This is a genomic window from Pandoraea anapnoica (assembly GCF_902459765.1).
Taxonomy (GTDB): Bacteria; Pseudomonadota; Gammaproteobacteria; order Burkholderiales; family Burkholderiaceae; genus Pandoraea; species Pandoraea anapnoica.
The window spans coordinates 245787-270363 of record NZ_CABPSP010000009.1 but is presented as its reverse complement, the minus strand read 5'-3'; the positions used below and the strand labels follow the sequence as shown (position 1 = coordinate 270363).

Genomic DNA, 24577 nt, shown 5'->3' with positions numbered 1-24577 from the left:
GGCGGGCAACTGATCGTCGGCAAGCTCACGCCGTACTACGACGACGTGGCACTCGCCTTGCGCGACAGCCCGTCGGCGGTGGTGCGCACTATCGACGTGGGCGACGTGCAGGCACTGGCAGCCTCCATTGGACTCGGGTCGGCGTTCGATACGCAACGCGCAGGCAAACTCTCGCTCGACGCCGGTTGGTTGAATCGACAGCATTTCGGCAGCGTCAAACTGCTGGCGAGCGAGAGCGTCGCCGTGACACGTAACCTGCAAGTGGCAGACGGCGGCGACATCGGACTGCATGCGACACGCGTCGACATCGGTGCGGATCTGGCGGCGCGTGGTGGCGCGATCAATGCGGGCAACATCCTGACGCGCGTGGCGGACGGCTCGACCGGTACCTGGCTCGACATCCCCATCGCCGACCCGGCGGGCATCGGCGGCGAGCAGTACGTGAAGCTGGCGAACGGCGTCACGCTCGATACGCGGGGCCTGTGGAGCCGCACCGACGATGGCGAGGATGGCTTGCGTGGCATGCCGTTCGTGAATGGCGGCAACGTGGTGTTGTCGAGCACGGGCGACGTGCGACTGTCGGCAGGGTCTGCCATCGACGTGTCGTCCGGCGCTGCGTTGCTCTCGAACGGTACGGTACGCGGCGGTAAGGGCGGTAATGTCTCGCTGCTGGCCAGTCAGTACGACACCAACGGCACGCGCAGCGGCGCGTTGCTGCTCGACGGCGCGTTGCGCGCCTATGGCGTATCTGGCGGCGGCACGCTGAAACTGGACACCGGCACCGGCGTCATCATCGGCGGCAAGGGGCTTGCGCAGGACGGATGGCTTGCACCCGGCGAGACGATGCCGGTCGGGCTGACGCTGCTTCAGGATTACACGATCAAAGCGGGCACGGTGCTGCCCGTCGATTACGTGCTGAACATCTCGCGCGCGAAGCCCGGTCAGCCGATTGCGGCGCAGCTCGCGTTCAGCATGACGCAATTGACTGTCCTTGCGGCCCCGTGGACTGTGCCGAGCGGCGCAGGCGGCACGGTGTACACCGTCTACGACGAACTCAATTTCTCCTTCTCCTCGGGGCAGGTCGTCCCGGCGGGGCGCAAGCTCTCGCGCTCGTCCGGCACCCTTGCAAGCAACTACGTACTGCCCGCGAACGTGTTCCCGAACGGCATGCCCGTCGTGCCCTTCGATGTTGTGGCCAAGGCGGGTGTGCCGACGACTGTCGACATGGTGCTCGAACGCGGCGCGTTCCTGCCCATCGGCTTCACGCTTGGCGAAGCGGTGAAAGTGGCGTCGCCAACCGTCATCGCGCCGACCTATTTCTCCACCGGCTTCTCCCGATATGACGTGACGGGGCAGATGGGGGCGGTGATCGCGGACAACGCGCGTCTCGACGTCCGTATGCCGGTGCTCAACGTAGACATGCAGGCCGCTCGCGACGCCATCAGCGCCAGCGATCCCTCGCGCGTGCTGAGCGCCTGGCTGCCGCCCGTGTGGCAGAGCCATGCCGTCTCGGGCGCAGTCTCGCAGCGTGGCGGTGCAGACTTCGCCCTCACGGCAGGCTCGCAAGCCAAACGTGGGCCGATGAGCGTCGGCCACGGCGCACTGATCGAGGTCGATCCGTGGCGCAGCATCGCGCTCACGTCCAATGACCAGATGACGATGCTCGGCGGACTTCGCGCGTCGTCGGGCACGGTCAGCCTGCTCGCCGGTGATTTCGGGACCGGCGACGCGCGAAACCTGCCGGAGGGTGTGCTCACGCCGCGCTCGATCTGGATCGGCAGCAACGCAGTGATTGATGTGGCAGCACGTCCCTTCACGGCGCAGTCGGCGTCGGGCGCTGCGACTGGCAAAGTGCTGGCCGGTGGCACGATTCAGATCGGTGCGAAGTACACGCCGGGCGCGACGCAGGTTGATGCGGCCGACGCCTTCGTGATCGTGCGTCCGGGCGCAACACTCGACGCGTCGGGCACCGCCGCAGATATCGACGTCCCCGGCCAGGGACGCACCCGCGTGAGCAGCAACGGCGGCGTGATCTCGCTCGCGTCCGGCCGTGGGCTGTATCTCGACGGCGACATTAAGGCAACCTCAGGTGGCGCAGGCGCGGCGGGCGGCACGCTCAATGTCGTACTTGAGACACCGGTCTACGGGAAGGTCGATCGCGTGACGTTGCTCGGCGCGAACGTCGACGATGCGGTTCGCGTGCCGCGCGAGCTGATCGTCGCGCAAACGCAAGGCGACAGCGTGCTGTCCAAAGACCTGCGTGCCGGACAGATGAACGCGGCGGGTGGCGGTAAGAACGGGCTCACTTTGGGAACGGCCCGCCTTGGCGTCGACCGTGTGACATCGGGTGGCTTCGACAACCTGTCGTTGCTCGCGAACGGCATGATCGACTTCGACGGGAACGTAAGCCTGTCGTTGGGGCAGAGCCTGCGTTTGACGACCAACGCCCTCGGTCTTGCCAAAAACGCGCCGGGTACGACGCAAGTGAAGCTGAGTGCGCCTTATGTTTTGCTCGACGGTGCGACACGCCGTCAGGAAGACAACTTCATCATGCCGAACGCCATCATCGGCTCGATGAACACCGGGTCCGGCGCGGGCACACTTGGCGTGGCGCCGCTCGCGTCGGGTGCCAAGTTCGAGATCGACGCCGCGCTGATCGATCTGGCGGGCATGCTCCAGTTCGGCACCGCAGGGACCATCGTCACCAACGCGGGCACGCCGTTGCGTGTAGAACGTCTGGCGTTCGGCGATGTGGCGCTGCGTAGCTCGGGTGACTTGCGTCTCAAGGACAAGACGGCGTTCTACTCGGCCGGAGACCTGACGCTGGCGGCCGCGCAGATCTATCCGACGACGGATGCCATCGCCAAAATCGTGGTCGGACAGCGCAGCTTCCTGACGGATTGCTGCGTCAATACGCGTCTCGACACGGATCGCGTGCTGCGGATCGAACGCTCGGGCGACGGTGTGCCCGCACAGCCGTTCTCCCTCTTTGGCACGTTGTCGCTGTTTGCGCCCACGATTCGACAAGGCGGTGTCCTGCACGCACCGATGGGGCAGATCGTCATCGGCTCGCCACTCTCCTACGAAATCAACTCGCGGTTGCAACTGCTGCCCGGCAGTGTGACGTCGGTGAGCGCCAACGGGCTGACGATGCCGTACGGCGGTACGCTCGACGGACTGAGCTATCTCAACGCCGGTGCCGACGCGATCTATGGCGCGGCAGGCAACGGTCCGTCGATCGTCATCAACAGTCATGCTATCGACGTGCAGCCCGGTGCCGTCGTCGATCTCTCCGGTGGTGGCCAGATTCTCGGCGCGGCGTTCCTCACGGGGCGCGGCGGCTCCGTCGATGCGCGTCTCGCACCGCTGATGCAGGTTGTGCAGTCGGGCGGGAAGGCGACGTTCCGCCTGCCGAGCGCGACGACCAATCTCGTCTACGCCATCGTGCCGGGCGTGCAGGCCGCCTACGCTCCGTCGCTCAAGGACGTCGGTGCCGGGGCGCCGGGCGTCGGACAGCAGATCACGATTGGCGACGGCGTGCCGGGCTTGCCTGCGGGCACCTACACGCTGTTGCCGTCGACCTTCGCGCTGATGCCCGGGGCCTACCGCGTGGAATTGCAGACGCAGGTGAGCACGCAGGCGGGGCAGGCACCGGTGGCGATGCGTAACGGTTCGCTCACGCTGCCCGTGCAGATGAGCGTCAACAACACGGGTATTCGTCAGGCGTCACCGACACAGGCGGTGCTGACGTCGGCCGATGTACTGCGAACGTATTCGCAGTACAACGAGATGAGCTATTCGGACTTCGCGCGGGCACTGGCCAAGCGCGAAGGCGTGCCCCGCGCGCTCATCGAGGCCGATGCGAAACGCCTCGATTTCCGATTCCTCAATGGTGACTACGCAGGGAAGATCGGTAACAGTCCGACGCTCACGTTCGACGGCACTGCGCTCGTCGCACCGGCGGCAGGCGGCTACGGTTCGAGCCTGCTGGTGGGACTCGTTGGGGGCGGAAAGCTGGATATTCTCGGCCCCGGCGCAACGCCGTCAACCGGTAACCCCCGCGTGGTGTCGGTGGGCGCGCGCGACATCAACGCGGTCGGTGCCGCCCGTATCGGGATCGGCGCGTTGCCGTCGGTGGCGTTCGACTCGAAGGGCTCGATCCGCGCGGCGACGCAGGCGAGCTTCAGCGGCACGCCCCTGGGGGAGATCGAACTGCGCGGCGGCGCGGTGCTGCGCGGCAGTGAGGTATTCCTCGTGACGACTTCCGCCACGGGAGGCATCCGGATCGAGCAGGGCAGCGGCATCAGCACGCTCGGTTACGGCATGCCGATGTGGGATTCCTCGTTGGGATACGTCTACTATCCGGGTTCCGCCGGGGTGCTGGCCATCTCGAATGGCCGTCTGGCGGTGCTGCCGCCTTCGGTGGGCGACGGGACGTACGGGGCGGGCTACATCGACCTGGGCGTATGCGCATCGACAGCCACCTGCTCGGGCGAGACGCTCCTGTTGTCGGAGGGCACGATTGCGGTGGCGACCGACAAGCGGTTCACCATCACCGATGCAGTGCGCTACGGAACGCGCAACCTCTCGCTGGCGGTGGGGCGCGTCAATGTCGCGGATCAATCGACGCTCGACGCCCTGAGCGCGGCGGGTCGGCTCGCCGACGGCCTGACGCTCAATCAGTCGGTGCTGACGCGTCTCATGAAGGGGGATACCGCCTACGGCGCGCCCGCGCTTGAGAGTCTGTCGCTGAGTGCACGCGACGCGATCAACTTCTTCAATACGGTCGAGCTGTCCACCATCGACGCCGTGACCGGTAAATCGACCATCGATACGCTGGTGCTCGGCACGCCCGCGATCTTTGGCTACGGCGCAAGCGACGCGCTCGCCCGCATCCGCACGGACCATTTGGTGTGGTCCGGGTCACGCTTGCCGACCGGTGGCGTGACGGCCGGTGGTGCCGGGACCGGCAGTGGACGACTGGTCATCGACGCGCGCAATATCGAGTTCGGTGCCGGTCCCGGTACGCTGCCCGACGTCAACCACGACATGAACCGCGTGGCGGTCGGTTTCTCCACCGTCGAACTCAATGCCAGCGAGCGCGTGACGGCAAATCACAAGGGATCGCTCTCGGTCTACCGCTCGCAGGGCGGCTGGAATCCGCAGACGCAGAACTACGATTACAGCGGCGGCGATCTGGTGATCGATACGCCGATGCTCACGGGGGCCACCGGTTCCGTGAACCGCTTTACGGCGGGCGGCAACGTGACCGTAGGCAACGCCAGCGCTCGTCAAAAGCCAGTGCTCGACAACGGACTGCTCGTGTCGGCGCTGGGCGCGGAAGTCGGATTGAGCGCGGGCGGCGCGGCGCGCGTCGATACGAACATCGTGCTACCCAGCGGGAAGCTCACGGTCTCGGCGCAGGACGACGTCACGCTCGCCGACGGTGCGCAGCTCGATCTGGCCGGGCGCAAACTCGATTTCTTCGACGTCAGCAAATACAGCTGGGGCGGTGACGTCATTCTCTCCAGCGTGAACGGCAACGTGCGTCAGGCGGAGGCCTCGCGCATCGACCTGTCGGCAAAGGAGAACCGGGCAGGCAAGTTGTCGGTGGTAGCGCTGGGCGGTACCGCCGGATCGGTGTCGCTTGCGGGTCAGTTGCTCGGCGGCGCGAGCGGCAAATACGACGCAGGGGGCACGTGGGTGCCGTTTGCGGCCGGTGGCCTCGACGTGCGTGCACAGCGCATCGACGACTTCGCAGGACTCAACGCGCGACTCGGCCAAGGTGGCGTGTTCGGCAGCCGCAGCTTCCAGATCAAGCAGGGCGATCTCGTTGTCGGCAACGAACTCAAGGCGCGCGAAGTGACGCTGTCGGTCGACGGCGGGCGGCTCGATGTGCTGGGCCGTGTGGATGCGAGTGGCGAGCAGGCAGGCGTCATTCGGCTGTCGGCACGCGATGGCGTGGGCATTGGTGGCAACGCCGTACTCGACGCACACAGCACCACGCTGCGCGTGGACAGCTACGGTAAGCCAATCGAAGCGTCGAACCGGGCCGTCATCGAGATCAACGGCAACGATGGCCGCGTGGTGCTCGCCGACGGCGCACGCATGGACGTGCGCGCCGGAACCGGTGACGCTCGCGGTGCGTCGGTCGTTGTGGGCACCGTCGAGATCAGCGCCAAGCGATTGGGGCCGAACGGCGCGGGCAATGCGACGGGTAACGACATCGCCATCGATGCGGGCGGCAATATCGTCATCGACGGGGCACGTTCGATCACCGTCAACGGCATGCAGCGCGACGCCAATGCGCGTCCGGGCACCGATGTGTCGGTCGACGGACGTCCGTATCAGATCGTCGACAAGGACTATCTCGACACGCTGCACGCGCAGAGCGAGACGTTCATGAATAACGCCGTCGCGAATCAGGCGTTGCTTGCACGTCTGGCCGGATTGCGTCGCTATACGGACGCCTTCCACCTGCGCCCCGGCGTCGAAATCGTGAGTGCGACACCCAACGGCGACATCCATATTGACGGCGATATCGACATGTCGAAGTATCGCTACGTCAGCCTGAATCCGAACACGCAAAAGACCGGCGTGTACGGCAGCGGTGAGGCCGGATCGCTGACGATTCGCGCGGGTGGCAATCTGAATATCTACGGCAGCGTGACGGATGGCTTCGACACGACAAAGCTGACCAGCTCGCCGGACGACAAAGGCTGGATTCTGACCAGCGGCACGGCAGGCTGGGGCGGTGATGCCGTCGTGCCTGTGGGGGGACTCGTCACGCTAGTCACGGGCACGGTATTCCCTGCCGAGCGTGCGCTTAACTACGACATCCCTGTGGCGGCTGTCACGCTGCCAGCAGGCACACGTCTGCCGACGCGCGTCACGTTGTCGGCAGACCTCACGCTGCCCGCGGGCACGGTGCTCGCCGGTGCTGTGCGCGATTCATCGGGCAACGTCGTGTATGCCGCCGGTTCGGTGCTGTCGTCGGCGATCACGCTGCGCAGCGGCGCGCAACTCGACGCGGGTCTCGTGCTGCCAACCGTCGCACCGGTGCGCGCGATGACGTGGCCTGCGGGCGCTGTCATGCCTGTGTCCTTCATGCTCGCGAACAATATCGCGTTGCGCAAGGGCGCGATCATTCCGGCGGAGACCGACGTGAAGCTGCCGGGAGGCGCGATATCGGTCAACTTGCGTCCGGCGGATGCTACCGGTGCGCAAGGCCGCACGCTGGCGCTGGCACCCATGCTCGTGCCGGGATCGGCGTCGTGGTCGATGCGACTGGTCGCCGGTGCCGATACGACGGCCGCCGATCCGAGGGCATTGCGTCCGTTCGCGACCGATGGACATCTCGTGCTCTCGGACACGCACTACGGTATGGGGGAGGAGCGCAACATCGTGCCGGGCACCGGTTCGCTCGGCGTGTATCGCTGGGGCGCGGACGGCAACGCGCCGGGCGAGATCGTCACGCCGCAGGAACTGGCCGACTGGGCGATCTTCACCGAAGACGACGTTGCGATGTGGAACGGGTGGGGGGACTATTTCAAGCTCGTGACGCCGGGAACACCGCCTGATTATGTCGTTGAGGTCAAGCCTGCGCGCGAGCCGATCTTCAGCGTGCTGCGCACCGGCACCGGCGATCTCGATTTGCTCGCTGGCGGCAACCTGACGATGAATTCGCTCTACGGGGTCTACACGGCGGGCACGCAATCGCGCACCGTCGCGAGCCAATACAACATGGCGCGCGCCAAAGTGAAGGACGCGAACGTCCTCGGCGAGAAGGGCGGCACGCTTGAAAAGTTCGTCGACGGCGGTGCGGACAGTCTCTACGCAGCGTGGTACCCGGAGCATGGCGGCAATGTGCTGGTGCGCGCGCAGGGCGACATTCGCGGCGATACCGTGGGCGTGCGTAACAACTATCAGCGCTCTCTCCCGTTCGGACAGCCCCGCGAAGGGAACGATACTTCCATCGTCGGTAACTGGGTTTGGCGGCAAGGCTCAGGCTCGGCCATTGCACAGGGCGGTGTGCCGAGTGCATGGTGGATCAACTTCGGCACTTACGCCACTGGGCCGACAGAGGGTTACTCGTCGTACTCGACATCGCCCTATCTGCTCGGCTTCACGGGCATCGGCACACTGGGTGGGGGCAATTTGGTGCTCGAAGCAGGTGGCAACGCAGGCATGCTGGAGTCGCGCATGGGACCGGGAGGTGGTTTTGGCACCTCTGCCACATCGCGCAGTGAAGGGTTAAACGTCGCGGTGGCCAGCACCGGCCGCGTCTCTCAGGACGGTAAACAGATCGAACTGACCGGCGGCGGCGACCTCGACATTCGCATCGGCGGTGGACTGAATCCGGTTCGTGAAGTGCGCGCCCTGACGTCAGTCGGCAGTGTCGTTACCGATTCCTCGGCTTGGCGTAACGGTAACATCGGACTGAACGGCACTTTTACCAACCTGCGCGGTGCAACGCGCATCGCGGCAGGTGCGCTCGGCGGGGTCGACGCGTGGTTCGGCGCGCCGGACCTGCGAGAGTCGCGTGCGCTCGATCCCTTTGTTTCGGAGTTCGCGCACGCCACGGGCGGCCCCACGCTTGTGCTGGGGGATTCCGCTGCGCGCATCGAGACACGTGGCGATCTGGTCATCGGCGGCTACGGCGATGCGACGCGGACGTCGCAACGCACCAACGGCACGCCATTCTCGTATAACGGTGTCAATTACAGCGGCGAAGGCCATAGCTGGTTCACGCTGTGGACGCCGTCGACGGCGATCGATCTGTTGAGCGCCGGTGGCAACGTCGCACCGCTCACCGCCATTGCCGACGCCGAGCGCGACACTACGAATTACGCGCCCAGCGATGGCCGCTTCGTCCTGCCGTCCGTACTTCGGGTGGCGACGGGCGGTGGCAATATCTACAACGGTTATTCGGCCACCGGCGTTACCGCACGGGACGGCGGACCGTCCTCGGGTTTCTGGCCGATGCTGCTGGCGCCGACACCTGTCAGTTCGCTATTCGTGGTGCCGAGCGACGGTGGGGCGCTTGAGATGCTCGCTGCCCGTTCGATCTACGGGTCCGGCTTCCAGATGAGCCGTTCAGCGGCAGACCCGACAGCATTGCCCACGCCGCAGTCGCCCGCGTTCGCAGGGGGCACGCGCACCATGCCGTGGGGACGCGCTTATCTCACGAACGTTCGCCAGGATGCGCTCGCGCCGTCGATCTTCGAGTTTTACGGTCCCGAGTCGGCGAACACGTTCCCCTTATTCAGCCTGACGCCCGCAACGGTCTCCGGATATATCTACGACCGCGTCTCGCCAGGACGCTTTTATTCGGTCACCGGCGACATCGTCGGCTTGCAGACAGGGGCGATCGACTATCGCGGATCGATCCTGCCAAGACAAGGCACACAGCCGACCTGGTACGAAGGCAATGGCGCGGTGATCATTCGCGCCGGACGCGACATCGTGGACTCCGGCACGCCGCTGACAGGTTCCGTGGCGACGAGCGGCGACTTCGCGGGCTGGACAACACAGCCGGACTACCAAGACCCGGTCGACAACCCGGGAAAGCCGGTGCCGGGCGGGGCCGTGGTGTCGAAAGGCAATTTGATCGTGCACAACTTTGCCGACGACGTTTCCATCGTGTCGGCCGGGCGGGACATTCGCTACAGCACGTTCTACGTCGCCGGTCCGGGGGCGTTGGAAGTGACGGCGGGCCGCGACGTGTTGATGGGCGACCGCGCGGAGCTGCGCAGTCTGGGCGCGCTGGCCAACGTCAAACCGGGGGATCGCAGCAACGGCGCTGCGATTGCCGTGGCTGCGGGCGTCGGCGCAAAGGGCCTGGATGGCGTCGACTTCAAGCGCTTTGCCGCACGTTATCTCGACCCCGCCAATCTCGCGGAAGCAGGCCGACCGCTCGCCGATCAGCCGGGCAAGGCGGTGGTCGTCTACGGTGGCGAGCTGACGCTCCCCGGATGGTTGCGTCAGGAATTCGGTTATCAGGGCGACGCGGCCGGTGCCGATGCCTTCCTTGTCACCAAGCAGACGGAACTGGATGCGGCAACCCGGTCGGCGGGTGCGGCGGGCGGCGCCGCCAAGCGTGACTTGCGCACCGAGTTCGCGCAGCAAAGCCAGCTGTATCTCGTGAACTGGCTGAGCACGCGCTTTGGCGGACGCAACGCCCTTGGGCTGCATTTCGATGCGGCGTCGATGGATGCTGCAACGTTCTTTGGCGGCTTGCCGCCGGAGCAGCAGCGGGCGTATCTGCCGGACGTGTATTTTGCGGAGTTGCGTGCATCCGGGCGTGAGTACAACGACGCGAACGGTCCGCGCGCGGGAAGCTATCTGCGCGGCCGCGAAGCCATTGCCACGCTCTTCCCCTTGCAGGACGAAGGCGGCACGGCGCGTTCGTACGAGGGCAGCCTGACAATGTACAGCAGCGCGACGTATTACCTTGAGAACCTCTATCGCGATCAGTCGACGACGCGCCCCTTGCCGGGCGTGAAGTATCTGACGGAGGCACAGTGGATTGCGCGCGGCAGCCCGCAGTACGATGTGGCGCACTACGAAGTCAAGGATGCTGGGATTCACACCGACTTCGGCGGTGGCGTGAGCATACTCACGCCGGGCGGGCGCACGCTGATCGGCGTGGACGGTGGCTTCGTGCCGGGAGAAGGGTCGGGTATCCTCACGCAGGGTCGCGGCAACGTGGATCTATATTCGCGAGACAGCATCCTGTTGGGCCAGAGCCGTATCTTCACGACGTTCGGCGGTAATGTGCTGGCGTGGTCGGCGCAAGGAGACATCAACGCCGGGCGCGGTTCGAAGTCGACGGTGGTCTATACGCCGCAGCGTCGTGTGTACGACGAGATGGGCATGGTTTCGCTGTCGCCAACGACACCGAACACCGGGGCCGGGATCGCAACGCTCAATCCGATTCCGGAGATTCCGCCGGGCGACATCGACCTGATCGCGCCGCTCGGCACGATTGATGCGGGCGAAGCGGGTATTCGCGTGTCCGGCAACGTCAACATCGCGGCGCTACGGGTGCTGAATGCCGACAACATTCAGGTGCAGGGTAAGTCGGTGGGCATTCCGACCATCGCAGCGGTGAATGTGGGGGCGTTGACGAACGCGAGTGCGACGGCCGCACAGGCGGCTGCGGCAGCGCAGGATGCCGTGTCGCGCGACCGGGCCAGCCAACGCGCAGGGCAGTCGTCGATCTTCACGGTGCGGATGTTGGGCGCGTCGGCGCAGGGTTCGCAGGGCGAGGCGCAAGGTAAGCCGTCGGCGGCCAACGGCGACGCGGCACGCTACGGTGCGGGCTATCGGTACGATGCGTCGAGCCCGGTGCAGATTCTCGGTATGGGCGGCAAGGTCGATCCTGTACTGTGGCGTAGTCTGAGCGACGCCGAGCGTAAGCGGATGCAACCGGCTGCGGCGCAGAGTCACTGAGGCGGGAAGGAGTTTGACGGAAGGGGCCGGCGGCGATTGCCGCCGGCTCCGTTTGCGATGTCGACCGGCAGCCCGCATGAAGGCACCGCTCAGGCGTCAGCCGCCGACAACGGTGCCACGCGCGCAATCAGGCCCGTCCGGTCTGTTCGATTCTCCAGCACCAGTCGTGCACGATGACGCTCAGCGACCCGACTGACAATCGACAACCCCAGGCCGCTGCCTTGCCCGACCGCTTCGTCACCCCGATAGAACCGTGTGGTGACCTTATCTAGTTCATTCGGCGCGACACCCGGTCCGGTATCGATCACTTCCAGTGTCACGCCATTGTTATCGCTCGATAGTCGCACATCGACGGCACCGCCTTGCGGCGTATGACGAAGGGCGTTGTCGACAAGATTCGCCAACAGCATGGTGAGGCTGGTGCCGTCGCCGTGGATGTGAAGCGGGCCGTCTGATCCGACCAGCCCGAGATCGACGTTACGACTCTCTGCGATGAAGGAATAATCGGCCACGACATGTTCCGCGATGGCCCTGACATCCACAACGTTCCGAATATCGATCTGGTCGGCGTCTGCCCGGGCGAGGTCGAGTAACTGTTGCACGAGATGAATCAGTCGATTAAGCCTGCCCTCCAGCTTTGCGACGACGACCGGGTTGGCACCTAAGGCCCCCTGAAGGTTCGCGTGCTGCAACTGGAGCTTAAGCGCAGCCAGTGGTGAACGAAGCTCATGGGCGGCGTTGGCGATGAAGACGCGCTGTGCCGACGCCGCCTGATCCAGCCTCGCGAGAAGATCGTTCAGCGAATCGACCAGTGATGCGATTTCACTCGGAATGGCTTGCTCGAAGTGCAAGGGCGAAAGCGACTCGTACGAGCGTTGCGCGACAGAGCGCGAGATCGCCGAGATCGGTTGCAGTCCTTTGGAGACGACCCAGAGGACGAACAGAACGATGAACGGCACGAGCATCCAGAGCGGGGCAATGATGCGAAGCGCCATGCCGACGGCTAACGTATCGCGCACCGCAATCGGCTGCGCGACCTGAACGTATCGGTCGGGAAGCTGGATGCCGTACGTGCGCCAGTGCGTCTCGTCCCATTCCTTTTCGTGGAATCCCGATGTCAGGCGCGGCATCGATAACGCGGCTTCGTTGTGGTACTGCGGCTTGTTATCGCTGTCCCAACGTTGTATCAGCAGGCGATCCTCGGCAAGCCCGCCCCAGTCGGCGCTGTCCGGCGACTTCGGTATTTCGCCATCCGCTGACGTGACCGGCAATGACAGTGCCACCGTGCGCAACTCGTAGTCGAACAGTTCTGCGGCCTCGTTCCGGGCCGTACGATACAGGGCGTATCCTGCGACGAGCGCAAGCAAAACCAGCCCTGCCACCAGCCAGACGATCAGCCGCCAGCGGATCGATTTCATTGGGTTTGTGCCATGCGATATCCCACGCCGCGAACGGTGACGATGCGCTGCGCCCCGATCTTTCGCCGCAAGCCATGAACGTGCACCTCGATCGTGTTGCTGCCGACTTCCTCTCCCCAGCCATAGAGCTTCTCTTCGAGCTCACGCCGGGTGAAGACGTGCGTCGGCGTTTCTATCAACGCGCAGAGCAACGCGAATTCGCGGGGGAGAAGGTCGACCGCCTCCCCATCAAGTGAAACCGTATGGGCGGAAGGGTCCAGCGTCAGCGTGCCATGTACGTAGAGCGGTGCGGCCTGTCCGACTCTGCGACGGCCCAGCGCTCTGACCCGGGCGGCCAGCTCGTCCAGTTCGAACGGTTTGACCAGATAGTCGTCTGCACCGGCATCCAGCCCCTGCACGCGATCCGTCAGGGCGTCGCGGGCCGTGAGAATCAGGACGGGAGACGTGCCACCGGCCTTGCGATAGTGTTTCAGAACTTCGATGCCGTCCTGTTTCGGTAGCCCCAGATCAAGCAGCACCAGCTCGTAGACGGCATTGCCCAACGACAATTCCGCCGCACGGCCATCGGCTGCCCAGTCCACGGCATGCCCTTCGCTACGCATGGCGTCCTGCACCGTTTCGGCGATCATCGGGTCGTCTTCGACCAGCAGTAGTCTCATCCCGTAGTTTCCCCAAACGCCAACATGCCGTGAGTCGCAACTCGATAAACAGGCATTCTGCCACCGCTTTCCTTAGGAGATGCTTAACCGGTGGCCGTCGTGCCGTTCACGGGCAATGCCCCCGCTTGTATGGCTTGCTTAAGCAGTTCTTAAGGGACCGCTTTCTAGAATCGCCCCAACGTCACCACTCCTTGCCGTTGGAGGCCCAGATTGCTATCCAGACCCTGTTGTATCGTCGCTGGTTCGACACTACTGAGCGCTGTACTGCTCGGCGGCTGCACGATGTATCGCGCTGTGCCTCTGCCGACGCAGCCAAATGTCCCGTCGAACGTCAGCCGCATTCCCATCGACGCCGCAACGTTGCGCTTTCCCGCGCTGGCGGCGCACCACTTCGATCCGTCGGACGGTCTGGACAGTGTCGAGGTGGCGATGCTTGCCGTCTCGAATAATCCCGACCTGAAACTGGCGCGCGACGATCTGGGGATTGCCCATGTGCAGTCTTACGCCGCTGGATTGCTGCCCGATCCGCAGGTGGGGATATCGAGCGATTACGTGACCCCGGGTGGCAGTAATGCGACGCGTGCGTTTAACTACGGCGTCAGTATGGATCTGATGGCGATTGCCTCGATTCCCGGGGCGAAAGCCGTGGCGGAACATAACGTCGGTAAGCTCGATCTTGGACTGCTCTGGCAGGAGCAGCAGATCATCGCTCAGGCCCGCCGCCTGTTCGCGAAGGTCCGCATGCAGGATGAACTGCTCCCGTTGGCGCGTCAGGCGAGTGAACTAGCGCAGGCTCGATATGAGACCTATCGGGTGGCGGTCAGCGCGGGCAATCTGACCTCGGATAACGTCAGCGCAGCACTAACCTCCGCGCAGGATACCCGCAAGCAATACACCGACTTGCAGCATGCAGATCTTCAGGCGCATGCCGATCTCAACGCGTTGCTCGGCTTGTCGCCGGAGACGGAACTCACGCTGATCGGCGGTGCGCGCGATGCTGCGGCGTCCGACGTCGCGCTGGATGAAGCCGCTGGCCATCTCGCACAACGTCGTGCAGATTTGCTGGCGCTGGCACAAGGTTATGCGGCGCAGGATGCGCAGTATCGGCAGGCCATTCTCAAGCAGTTCCCAAGCCTGACGGTTGGCTTTGTTCGAGCGCGTGACACCTCGAACGTCTACACCTCGGGCTTTCAGATCAATCTGAGCCTGCCCATCTTCAATCGAAATCAGGGCAACGTCGCCATCGAATCCGCGACGCGCAACCGGCTGCACGACGAGTACCAGATTCGTCTGAATCAGGCCTATGCCGATATCGCTCGGTTGCGTGCGGATCGCACGATTTCGCGTACGCAGCTTCGCGACGTCGAAAGCGTGCTTCCCGGTCTGTCGCAAGTGAGCGCCGACGCAACCCGCGAGTTTCAAGCCCGCAATCTAACGCTCTCTGCCTATACCGACAGTCGTCTGGCGTGGTTGGCAAAGTCCATCGAGGCGTTGTCGCTGCGTGAGGCCATCGAAGAGCAGGACATCACCATCGAAACGCTGGCCGGGCTGGCCATGGTGTCCGAAAGCACCCCGTCCAAGGAGTCCAATCATGAACCGAAATGAACAAGCGGCCGCGCGCCGATGGGCCGGTGCACGCCCGCAAATTCTCTCGTTGGGGCAGGCCGTTGTACTCGGTCTTGGCTGTCTGCTCGCCACGTTCAGCGCAAGCGCGGCGGCGGATGCCGCCACCGTCTCGGTGACGGCGTTACCCGTGAGGCAAGCGGTGATTGCACAACCGGTCAGCGCGTACGGTGCCGTGTCGGCATCCGGCGCGGCGGTCCAGTCCGTCACGCTGCCCTATACGGTGCGGATCGTGGCGCTTCGCGTTGCGCCCGGTCAGCGGGTCGCCAAGGGCACGCCGTTGATGGACGTGGTGGCGGACGCTGCCGCGACCCTCGCGCGCGATCAGGCGAGTACGGCACTGGCGGCGGCCCGACGAGAGCTGTCGCATACGCGCGCGCTTTACGACACCCATTTGGCGACGCAATCGCAACTCGACGCGGCGCAAAAATCGCTGGATGACGCCGTGCAGGCCGAGGCAGTTCAACAGCGTGTCGGCGCGACGAACGGAACGCAAACGGTGCGCGCGCCCTTTGACGGCGTTGTGGTTCAACTGAATGCGGGGCAGGGCGATCAGGTTGCAAGCGGTGCACCGCTTGGCCTTCTGGCGCGCGACGCGCAGCACGCGCAGGTGCCGAACCTTGTCCTGAACGTCGAGCCGTCTCTCGCGGCCAGTATCCAACCGGGGGACGTGGTCGAGGTCCGGCGGGTCTCGGCCAATCTGACGGGCGGTGTCGTCTCCGGACGCGTCGCGACCATCGGTGCAGCCATCGATCCGGTCACGCAGGCTGTGGTTGTGACGGCCTATGTGCCCGCGAGCCCGGGCCTGATTCCCGGCACGCGCGTGAGTGCATCTATCCAGACGCGACCGGCGCAACACTGGATCGTACCGCGCAGCGCCGTGCTTCGCGACAAGGACGGCGCGTATCTCTTCCAGATCGACGGCTTGCACCGCGCGCACCGAATCGCGGTGCGTCCGGAAGTCGATGCCGGGGAGAAGTACGGTGTCGACGGCGATTTGCTCAAAGGGGCACCGGTCGTCGTGGCAGGCAACTACGAGCTGACCGAAGGCATGACGGTGACCGTCGCAGGAGACCACTGATGAGTTTCGTGCAATGGATGCAGGCGCACAGGCGCTCGTTGCTGTTCGTCGTATCGATGATCGCAATTGCAGGCGCACTCATGTCGACGCAGTTGCCGATTTCGCTGTTTCCGGACGTTGCGTTTCCGCGTGTCGTTGTGTCGCTGGACGCGGGTGACCGTCCCGCCGAGCAAATGGCGACGCTCGTCACCATGCCGGTCGAAGAGGCGCTGCATCGTGCGCCGAACGTGCGCGGCGTGACGTCCCGAACGAGTCGTGGCAGCGCCGAGATTGCGGTGAACTTCGACTGGGGCACCGACATGGCGTTGGCCACGCTTCAGATTCAGTCGGCCATCGCGGAGACGTTGCCCTCACTACCGGCCGGGACGTCAACGCGGGTCCGGCGAATGGACCCGACGGTGTTTCCGGTCATTGCCTATAGCCTGACAAGTGCGAAACGCTCTCCTTCGGAGCTGTACAACCTTGCCCAATATCAGTTGCGTCCGCTGTTGTCGGCCGTGGCCGGGGTGGCGAGAGTCGAGGCCGCAGGCGGCGCGCAGGACGAGCTTGAGGTCACCGTCGACCCGCTTCGGCTCGCGGCCCACAATCTGGCGATTGGCGACGTGGTCAAGGCGGTTGGGGCAAGCAACGTGCTGCTCGCGAGCGGTCGGCTCGAAGATCACGACAAGCTGTATTTGGCCATCGCCCACGCGTCGTTGACGTCACCGGAGACGCTTGGCAAGGTGGTTGTGGCGAACACGCCGGGCGGACCGATCCATTTGTCGGACGTCGCGAACATCACGCAGGGGACTGTGCCGCAATGGCTGCGCGTCACCGCCAACGGCCGCGATGCCGTGCTGCTCAACATCTACCAGCAGCCGGGCGCCAACAGCGTGGCGATTGCACGCGACGTTCAGGCAAAGCTGGCGGACTTCAAGGCGCAGTTACCGTCGGACGTGAAGCTCTCCAACTGGTACGACCAAAGTGAGCTTGTCATCGCGTCTGCGGCCAGCGTTCGCGACGCCATGCTCATCGGTGTAGTGCTGGCCGCCTTCACGTTGCTGCTGTTTCTGCGGAACTGGAAAATTACCACCATCGCTGTCGCGCAGGTGCCTGTGGTGATGGCGGCAACGTTTCTGGTGCTCCATCTGTTCGGCATGGGACTCAACATCATGACGCTGGGCGGCATGGCGGCAGCTGTCGGTCTGATCATCGATGACGCCATCGTGATGATCGAGCACATCGTGCGGCGCATGCACGAGCATGGCGCAGAGAAGTTTCGCGGCCGCGTCATGGCGGCGGCGCTTGAGTTCACGCGACCGCTTGCCGGTTCGTCGGCAGCCACACTGATCATTTTTGTGCCGCTGGCTTTTCTTACCGGCGTCACGGGCGCATTCTTCAAGGCGCTTTCCATCACGATGGCGAGCGCGCTCTTTGTGTCGTTCTGTGTGACATGGCTGGCGATCCCGCTGCTCTGCGATCACTGGCTGACGGCCAAAGACGCCCACGCGGACAGCAGCGGGAAGATTGCGCGATGGGTTGACGTGCGCTACACGCGCGTCGTCAGGGGACTGACGCTACGCCCGTCACGCATGCTGCTCGGGATCGTCCCGCTCGCGGTGGCCGCTGCATTTGCGTTCACGCAGGTCGGCAGCGGCTTCATGCCGAGCATGGACGAGGGGGGCTTCGTGCTGGACTATCACACGGCCCCCGGCACATCGGTGACCGAAAGCGATCGACTGGTGCGCCAGATCGAGCAGATCGTTCAGTCCAACCCGAACGTGCAGACGTACTCGCGACGCACGGGAACCGGGCTGGGCGGTGGTCTGGGCGAGCCGAATCGAGGGGACTTCTTCGTGCGGTTGAAGTCCGGTAGCAGGCAACCGATCGACACCGTCATGAATGACATTCGCACGCAGGTGGAAGCCAGGGTGCCCGGCGTGAGCGTTGAGTTCGCCCAACTGATGGAGGATCTCATCGGCGATCTGACGGCGGTGCCTCAACCCGTGCAAATCAAGATCTACGGCGACGATCAGGCGGTGCTCGAGACAACGGCGCGTAAGGTCGCGGGGGCGCTCGCGCATGTGTCGGGCGTTGTCGATGTCAATGACGGCATCAATCCGGCCGGTGACGCGCTCGACATCCGGATCCAGCCCGATGCAGCGGCGGCGCAGGGCGTCGATCCGCAGTGGGTGGCCCAACAGGTTTCGGATCTGCTGGCAGGCAATGTGGCGACGACCTATCAGGTCGGCGTCAAAGCCGTGGGGATTCGCGTTCAGCTGGCCGGTGCGAAGGCGCTGACGGATACCGGCCTCGCGCAACTGTTGCTGCGTGCCCCCGACGGTCATCTGTTTCCCCTGGACCGCGTGGCCAAACTTGTTCCTGTGACCGGGCAACCCGAGATTGAACGGGACAACCTGAAGCCGATGGTGGCGGTGACGGCCCGGATCAGCGGGCGCGATCTCGGCTCGGTGATCGGCGATGTGAAGCAGATGCTGAGCACGCAACCGTTGTTACCGAAGGGGACTTACTACGCGCTGGGCGGGCTCTACGAGCAGCAGCAAATCGCGTTTCACGGTCTGATGGTCGTGTTCGGGGCGGCCGTCGCGCTGGTTTTTGCGCTGTTGCTGTTCCTCTACGAGCGCTTTCGTGTGGCGGCCGCTGTGCTGGCCATGCCGATGCTGGCCGCTGGCGCGGTATTCGTCGGCTTGTGGGCGACCGGCATCGAGTTGAACATCACAGCGATGATGGGGATGACGATGATCATCGGCATCGTGACAGAGGTGGCGATCTTCTATGTATCGGAGCTTCAGAGCCTGACTCGGGAGGGCATGCCGTTGGAAGATGCGCTTATTGTCGCCGGGCAGAATCGGCTTCGTCCGATTGCGATGACGACGTTGGCGGCGATTCTTGCCCTGCTGCCGTTGGCGTTCGCCATCGGACAAGGCTCCGCCATGCAACAGCCATTGGCGGTGGCCATCATCGCGGGCCTTATCGTTCAGATGCCGCTGGTCCTTCTGGCGCTCCCCGCATTACTTAAGGCAGTCCTTCGCCCCAAATCGAAATGACGGCCGTCTAGGTTTGGGTGTGCAGTCCACCAAACAACTTTAATTGATTTTTGACAACTTTAATTGTTTGCGATCACAACCCTCACCAATTCGTTTCCCGCTCCGGCGTGGCCGTGATCTTGTGGATCGAGAGGTCTGCGCCGTAGTACTCCTGTTCGTCGTCGAGCCGCAAACCGGTGATGCGTTTGATCACGCCATACACGAGGTAGCCCCCGGCGAAGGCGATCGCCACGCCCATCACCGTGCCGACCATCTGCGCGACGAAGCTCACACCGCCGAGTCCACCGAGCGCCTTCTGTCCGAAGATGCCAGCCGCCAGCCCACCCCAGATGCCGCACACGCCGTGCAGCGGCCACACGCCAAGCACGTCGTCGATGCGCAGACGGTTCTGCGTCACCGTGAACAGCCACACGAACAGACCGCCCGCAACCGCGCCCACGACCAGCGCGCCGAGCGGGTGCATGACGTCCGACCCCGCACAAACCGCAACGAGCCCCGCAAGCGGCCCGTTATGGATGAAGCCGGGGTCGTCGCGTCCCACCCACATTGCGACGAGCGTGCCGCCGACCATCGCCATGAGGGAGTTGACGGCGACGAGCCCCGAGATACCTCCGACGCGCTGGGCACTCATCACGTTAAAGCCAAACCACCCGACGATCAGAATCCATGCGCCAAGTGCCAGGAATGGGATCGATGACGGCGGATGCGCGGCGACCTGACCCTGACCGTTGTAGCGCCCGCGCCGTGCGCCCAGATGCAGCACCGCAGCAAGACCAATCCATCCCCCCACCGCATGCACGACCACCGAACCTGCGAAGTCGTGGAAGGGTGCGCCGAGCGTTTGGGTGAGCCAGTCCTGAATGCCGAGATGCCCATTCCACGCGATGCCTTCGAAGAAGGGGTAGATCACGCCAACGAGGAAGAACGTGGCCACCGACTGCGGATGAAACTTGGCGCGCTCGGCAATGCCGCCCGACACGATGGCCGGGATGGCGGCCGCGAACGTCAGCAGAAAGAAGAACTTGATCAGCGCGTAGCCGTTGTGCTCGGACAGCACCGTGGCGCTCGACCAGAAGTCGACACCATAGGCGAGCGGATAACCGATGAAGAAATACGCGAGTCCCGAGACGGCGAAGTCCGTGAGGATCTTGACCAGCGCGTTGACCTGATTCTTCTTGCGGACGGTGCCAAGCTCGAGAAACGCAAAACCGGCGTGCATGGCAAGCACCAGGATCGCGCCGAGCAGCAGGAACAGCACGTCGCCGGGTGTATTGGAATTGGGCATGAATGTGCTCTTTTGGTGCAAACGTGAGAAGAAATGAAGATATGCAAGAGCGATGCCAGAAATGACTAGTGTCTTGATATTTATGCGAGTTTTATCTGGTGATGTGACATTCGGTGCTTCGGGGTGCACGGTCGTGGTGCTGCAAACCGACGCTGCGGGCGTTCCTCGTGCATGCGGACATGGCGGGTAGTGGAAAAGCGATGAAAGGTGAGGGGACGTCACACGCGATGCGTGTCACCGGCACGCGGTATAGAATCCATCAGCAAAACCACGGACCCATCTCTGAGGAACCCCATGATTTTTGAAATCGCCCAGATCGAAGTGAAGCCCGGCAAGGAAGCCGAGTTCGAACAAGGTGTCGCCAAAGCCGCGCCGCTGTTCAAGGGATCGAAAGGCTGCCACGGCATGCGCTTGCTCAAGTCCATCGAGCAACCGACGCATTACAGCCTCGTCGTGACCTGGGAAACGCTCGAAGACCACACCGTCCACTTCCGCAACTCGGAAGCGTTCCAGCAGTGGCGTGCGCTCGTGAGTGATTGCTTCGCCGCGCCGCCGAACGTCGGCCACGTGACGGAAGCATTGATCGGCTTCTAAGGCAGACCGGTTCCGCGTCCGATTCAATCGGGGCGCAGCCGATGAGCGGTGATGGAGCCAGTCTCCACCACCGCTTTTTCTTTTTGTAGCGGGACGACTAGGGTTAACGCGATATGAGGCAATAAAAGTTTTCAGATAACATGCAAACCAGAAAAGAATCGGACGACAGGAACGGATGACCACCAAGCCCAGAACCCTGACCGAGCAGGTCGCGCAGCAATTACAGGAAGCGATCCGGCAGGGCATCTATCCCGTTGGCACGCGGCTGCCGACCGGCAAGCAACTCGCCGAAACGTATGGCGTGAGTCCGGCGGTGATTCGCGAAGTGACGGAGCGTCTGCGTGCGCAGGGCCTGATCGACAGCCGTCAGGGCGCAGGCGTGACGGTGAAGGCGCGTACGCCGCAAAGCGGCTTTCAAGTGCCCGTCGGGCAGGATGCGGCCGATCTCGCGAGCGTCTACGAACTGCGTCTGGATTTGGAGAGCACGGCCGCCGCGCTCGCCGCCGTTCGGCATACCGACGAGGACATCCGGCAGCTCGAAACGATCCTCGGCGAACTCGAAACGCATCTGTATCACCCGGAGAACGGCGTCGAGTTCGATACCGCTTTCCATGCCGCCATCGCACGCGCGACGCACAACCGCTATTACGCCGACTTGTTGCAGTACCTGAACCTGCAAATCCGTCAGGTCGTGCAGGCCGCGCGCACGAATACGTTGCGCCACGAGGGCCTCGCGGCGCAGGTGCATCAGGAGCACGTCGCCGTGTTCGACGCCATCAAGGCGCGCGATCCGATGCGCGCGCGCGAGGCGTCGCTCTCGCATCTGTTGCGCGCTTCGGGGCGTCTTGGCTTGACGCTTCCCGGGCGCGACATCATCACCGGCGCGGTTGCGCCGACGCGCCATTGATCTGCGAGCGGCCGAGCCATCGTCAGATGCCATCCCCCCCACACCGTAAACCCCGACGCGTGACCTTATGACCATCACCGCTTTCGCTCAACGTCTGATCGACGCCGTCGGCGCCGACAGCGTTTTCACTTCCACTGAGGACGTCGCGCCGTGGCTCGCCGACTGGCGTGGTATGTATCGCGGGCACGCGCAGGCCGTCGTGCGTCCGCGCTCGACGCAGGACGTCGCCAAAATTCTCGCGCTGTGCCAGAGCACAGGCACCCCGGTTGTGCCGCGCGGTGGTAACACTGGCCTGTGCGGCGGCGCGACGCCGGACAAGTCCGATCAGAACGTGGTGCTGAGCCTCGACCGCATGAACGTGGTGCGCAGCCTCGACACCATCGCCAATACGCTCGTGGCCGAAGCGGGCTGCATTCTCGAAGACCTGCAACGCACTGCGCGCGACGCGAATCGTCTGCTGCCGCTGAGTCTCGCGGCCGAAGGATCGTGCCAGTTGGGCGGCAATCTCGCGACGAACGCCGGTGGTGTGAACGTGGTGCGCTACGGCATGACGCGCGATCTGGTGCTCGGTGTGGAAGCCGTGTTGCCGAACGGCGAGATCCTTCACGGTCTTCGCACGCTGCGTAAGGACAACACCGGTTACGACCTCAAGCAGTTGCTCATTGGCTCGGAAGGCACGCTCGGCGTGATTACGGCGGCGGCCCTGCGTCTGTACGCACCCACGCCGGTGCGTCAGGTGGTCATCGCTGCTGTCACGTCGCCGCGTCAGGCGCTCGAGCTTTATGAACTGCTGTTCGCCGAATGCGGCCCGCGCATGCAGGCGTTCGAGTTCTTCACCGGCGAGTGCGTCGATCTGGTGATGGCGCATGTGCCGGGTGTGCGCGCCCCGTTTGGTGAGCGCCACCCGGGCTATGTGCTGGTCGAGCTGGCCGATACGGCGGACGAACAGGCCCTCGGGGCATTGCTCGAGCGGGTGATCGAGGCCGCTATCGAGCGCGATCTGTGTGCCGACGCCGTGGTGTCGTCCACGCTGGGGCAGGTCGAAGAGATGTGGAAGCTGCGTGAAGAAATCTCCGAGGCGCAACGTGCCGACGGACCGCATCTGAAGCACGACGTCTCGCTGCCCATCGAATCGATTCCCGAGTTCATGACGAGCGCCGAGGCGCGCGTGCGACGTGTTTGTCCGCAAGTGCGTCCGTTCATCTTCGGCCACTTCGGCGACGGCAATCTGCACTACAACTTGTCGCGCCCGGCGGGTGAAGCAGCGGATTTCATGGCAAAGCACGGTGAGGCGATCACGGCCGAAGTGCTCGACGAAGTCGCGCGCTTCGGCGGCAGCATCAGCGCCGAACATGGCATCGGACAGCTCAAGCGCGACTACTTCGCCAAGTACAAATCGCCGCTCGAACTGCGTCTGATGCGCGAGATCAAGGCCGTGTTCGACCCGGCCGGGATCATGAACCCGGGCAAGCTGCTGTAACGGTTTTCCGCATCGCGGACGCCGGACATCGGCGTCCGGTGACGTTTTCCCTGAGGAGTCGACATGACCGCAACTTCCGCCGCCGGTGCGCCGCTGTGTCTGGGCCCGCTGCCGGAGATCGATCCGCCCACGTTCGAAGTGCCGTTCGGCGCTGTCGACACGCATGCACACGTGGTCGCCGCGAGCGACGCGTACCCGATGGTGCCCGAGCGCAGCTACACGCCGCCGCCCGCGCCCGAGGACAAGTACGTCGCGATGCTCGACGCCACGGGCATGACCTATGGCGTGCTCGTGCAGATCAGCGTCTACGGCACCGACAACCGGTACATGCTCGAAACGCTGCGCCGTCATCCGGATCGCCTTCGTGGCATCGCGGTGGTCTCGCCGGACGTCACCGATGCCGAGCTGGAAGCGATGCACGCAGCGGGGGTGCGCGGATTACGCATCAACGTGCTATTCGGCGGTGGCATCGGTTTCACGGCGATGGAGACGCTCGCGCATCGCATCAAGGATCTGGGCTGGCATATGCAGTTCCTGATGGACGTGAACGCGCTGCCCGAACTCATGCCGCGCATGACGTCGCTGCCAGTGCCGGGCATCGTTGACCACATGGGCCATACGCCCGTGGCGCAGGGACTGAATTCGCCGGGATTCTCGGCGCTGCGCTCGCTGGTGCGCGACCACGGCTATTGGGTGAAGCTCTCGGGCGCTTACCGGATCAGCGAACGTTTCCCGACGTTCGACGACGTGACTCCGTTCGCACAGGCGCTCATCGACGACGCCCCCGATCGCATGGTCTGGGGCAGCGACTGGCCGCATGTGTCGCTCACGCGTATGCCGAACACTGGTGCGTTGCGCAACCTGCTGCCGCAGTGGGCGCCCGACGCCGAGACACGTCGGCGCATTCTGGTGGACAACCCGGCACGTCTGTACGGCTTTCCGAAAACGATCTGATTTCCGAGCTGATTACTTTACCCATTCCCGGCGCGCTAGCGCTCATGCAGTCCAAGAGGTTCAGGAGGAGACAAG

At 64.2% G+C, this 24577-nt stretch carries 11 protein-coding genes; 8 read left to right on the top strand and 3 right to left on the bottom strand.

The genetic code is table 11. The annotated features are described in order from the left end of the window. The first annotated feature begins 45 nt into the window (after positions 1 to 45). On the top strand, positions 46 to 11454 hold the full coding sequence (locus PAN31117_RS16390) for a filamentous hemagglutinin family protein (RefSeq protein WP_217429664.1): 11409 nt from the start codon (positions 46 to 48) through the stop codon (positions 11452 to 11454). Between the two features lie 89 nt (positions 11455 to 11543). On the opposite strand, the gene PAN31117_RS16385 is transcribed toward PAN31117_RS16390, so the two are convergent. Next, complete coding sequence (locus PAN31117_RS16385; protein WP_150739112.1) at positions 11544 to 12872, bottom strand: ATP-binding protein; 1329 nt, start codon at positions 12870 to 12872, stop codon at positions 11544 to 11546. After that, positions 12869 to 13531, bottom strand: a complete 663-nt coding sequence (locus tag PAN31117_RS16380) for a response regulator (RefSeq protein WP_150739111.1) — start codon at positions 13529 to 13531, stop codon at positions 12869 to 12871. Before PAN31117_RS16380 ends, PAN31117_RS16385 begins: the two co-directional genes overlap by 4 nt. 210 nt (positions 13532 to 13741) lie before the next feature. On the opposite strand from PAN31117_RS16380, the gene PAN31117_RS16375 reads away from it, so the two are divergent. The 3 genes from PAN31117_RS16375 to PAN31117_RS16365 are packed head-to-tail and all read left to right on the top strand — an operon-like array spanning position 13742 to position 19282. Further along, complete coding sequence (locus PAN31117_RS16375; RefSeq protein WP_246189127.1) at positions 13742 to 15136, top strand: TolC family protein; 1395 nt, start codon at positions 13742 to 13744, stop codon at positions 15134 to 15136. Further along, entirely contained in the window at positions 15123 to 16235 is a 1113-nt protein-coding gene (locus tag PAN31117_RS16370) for an efflux RND transporter periplasmic adaptor subunit (RefSeq protein ID WP_150739110.1), read from the top strand. Before PAN31117_RS16375 ends, PAN31117_RS16370 begins: the two co-directional genes overlap by 14 nt. Then, complete coding sequence (locus tag PAN31117_RS16365) at positions 16235 to 19282, top strand: efflux RND transporter permease subunit (protein ID WP_150739109.1); 3048 nt, start codon at positions 16235 to 16237, stop codon at positions 19280 to 19282. Before PAN31117_RS16370 ends, PAN31117_RS16365 begins: the two co-directional genes overlap by 1 nt. A gap of 82 nt (positions 19283 to 19364) precedes the next feature. On the opposite strand, the gene PAN31117_RS16360 is transcribed toward PAN31117_RS16365, so the two are convergent. Beyond that, a complete protein-coding gene (locus PAN31117_RS16360) occupies positions 19365 to 20567 on the bottom strand; it encodes an ammonium transporter (RefSeq protein WP_150739108.1) in 1203 nt (400 codons plus the stop codon). A gap of 294 nt (positions 20568 to 20861) precedes the next feature. On the opposite strand from PAN31117_RS16360, the gene PAN31117_RS16355 reads away from it, so the two are divergent. From PAN31117_RS16355 to PAN31117_RS16340, 4 genes are all read left to right on the top strand, one after another. After that, the gene (locus PAN31117_RS16355; RefSeq protein WP_039399708.1) at positions 20862 to 21161 is read left to right on the top strand and encodes an antibiotic biosynthesis monooxygenase family protein; all 300 of its coding nucleotides are present in this window, start codon (positions 20862 to 20864) and stop codon (positions 21159 to 21161) included. A 175-nt stretch (positions 21162 to 21336) separates the two neighbouring features. Next, entirely contained in the window at positions 21337 to 22068 is a 732-nt protein-coding gene (locus PAN31117_RS16350; protein WP_150739107.1) for a FadR/GntR family transcriptional regulator, read from the top strand. A 67-nt stretch (positions 22069 to 22135) separates the two neighbouring features. Continuing rightward, positions 22136 to 23548, top strand: a complete 1413-nt coding sequence (locus tag PAN31117_RS16345) for an FAD-binding oxidoreductase (protein WP_150739106.1) — start codon at positions 22136 to 22138, stop codon at positions 23546 to 23548. Positions 23549 to 23611: 63 nt separating this feature from the next. Next, a complete protein-coding gene (locus PAN31117_RS16340) occupies positions 23612 to 24502 on the top strand; it encodes an amidohydrolase family protein (protein WP_150739105.1) in 891 nt (296 codons plus the stop codon). The last annotated feature ends 75 nt before the right edge of the window (positions 24503 to 24577 follow it).

Excerpts from the sequence above, each read along its gene's own strand:
- PAN31117_RS16385 (WP_150739112.1), bottom strand. The coding sequence starts at position 12,872 with ATGAAATCGATCCGCTGGCGGCTGATCGTCTGGCTGGTGGCAGGGCTG.
- PAN31117_RS16380 (WP_150739111.1), bottom strand. The coding sequence starts at position 13,531 with ATGAGACTACTGCTGGTCGAAGACGACCCGATGATCGCCGAAACGGTG.
- PAN31117_RS16370 (WP_150739110.1), top strand. The coding sequence starts at position 15,123 with ATGAACCGAAATGAACAAGCGGCCGCGCGCCGATGGGCCGGTGCACGC.
- PAN31117_RS16365 (WP_150739109.1), top strand. The coding sequence starts at position 16,235 with ATGAGTTTCGTGCAATGGATGCAGGCGCACAGGCGCTCGTTGCTGTTC.
- PAN31117_RS16360 (WP_150739108.1), bottom strand. The coding sequence starts at position 20,567 with ATGCCCAATTCCAATACACCCGGCGACGTGCTGTTCCTGCTGCTCGGC.
- PAN31117_RS16355 (WP_039399708.1), top strand. The coding sequence starts at position 20,862 with ATGATTTTTGAAATCGCCCAGATCGAAGTGAAGCCCGGCAAGGAAGCC.
- PAN31117_RS16350 (WP_150739107.1), top strand. The coding sequence starts at position 21,337 with ATGACCACCAAGCCCAGAACCCTGACCGAGCAGGTCGCGCAGCAATTA.
- PAN31117_RS16345 (WP_150739106.1), top strand. The coding sequence starts at position 22,136 with ATGACCATCACCGCTTTCGCTCAACGTCTGATCGACGCCGTCGGCGCC.
- PAN31117_RS16340 (WP_150739105.1), top strand. The coding sequence starts at position 23,612 with ATGACCGCAACTTCCGCCGCCGGTGCGCCGCTGTGTCTGGGCCCGCTG.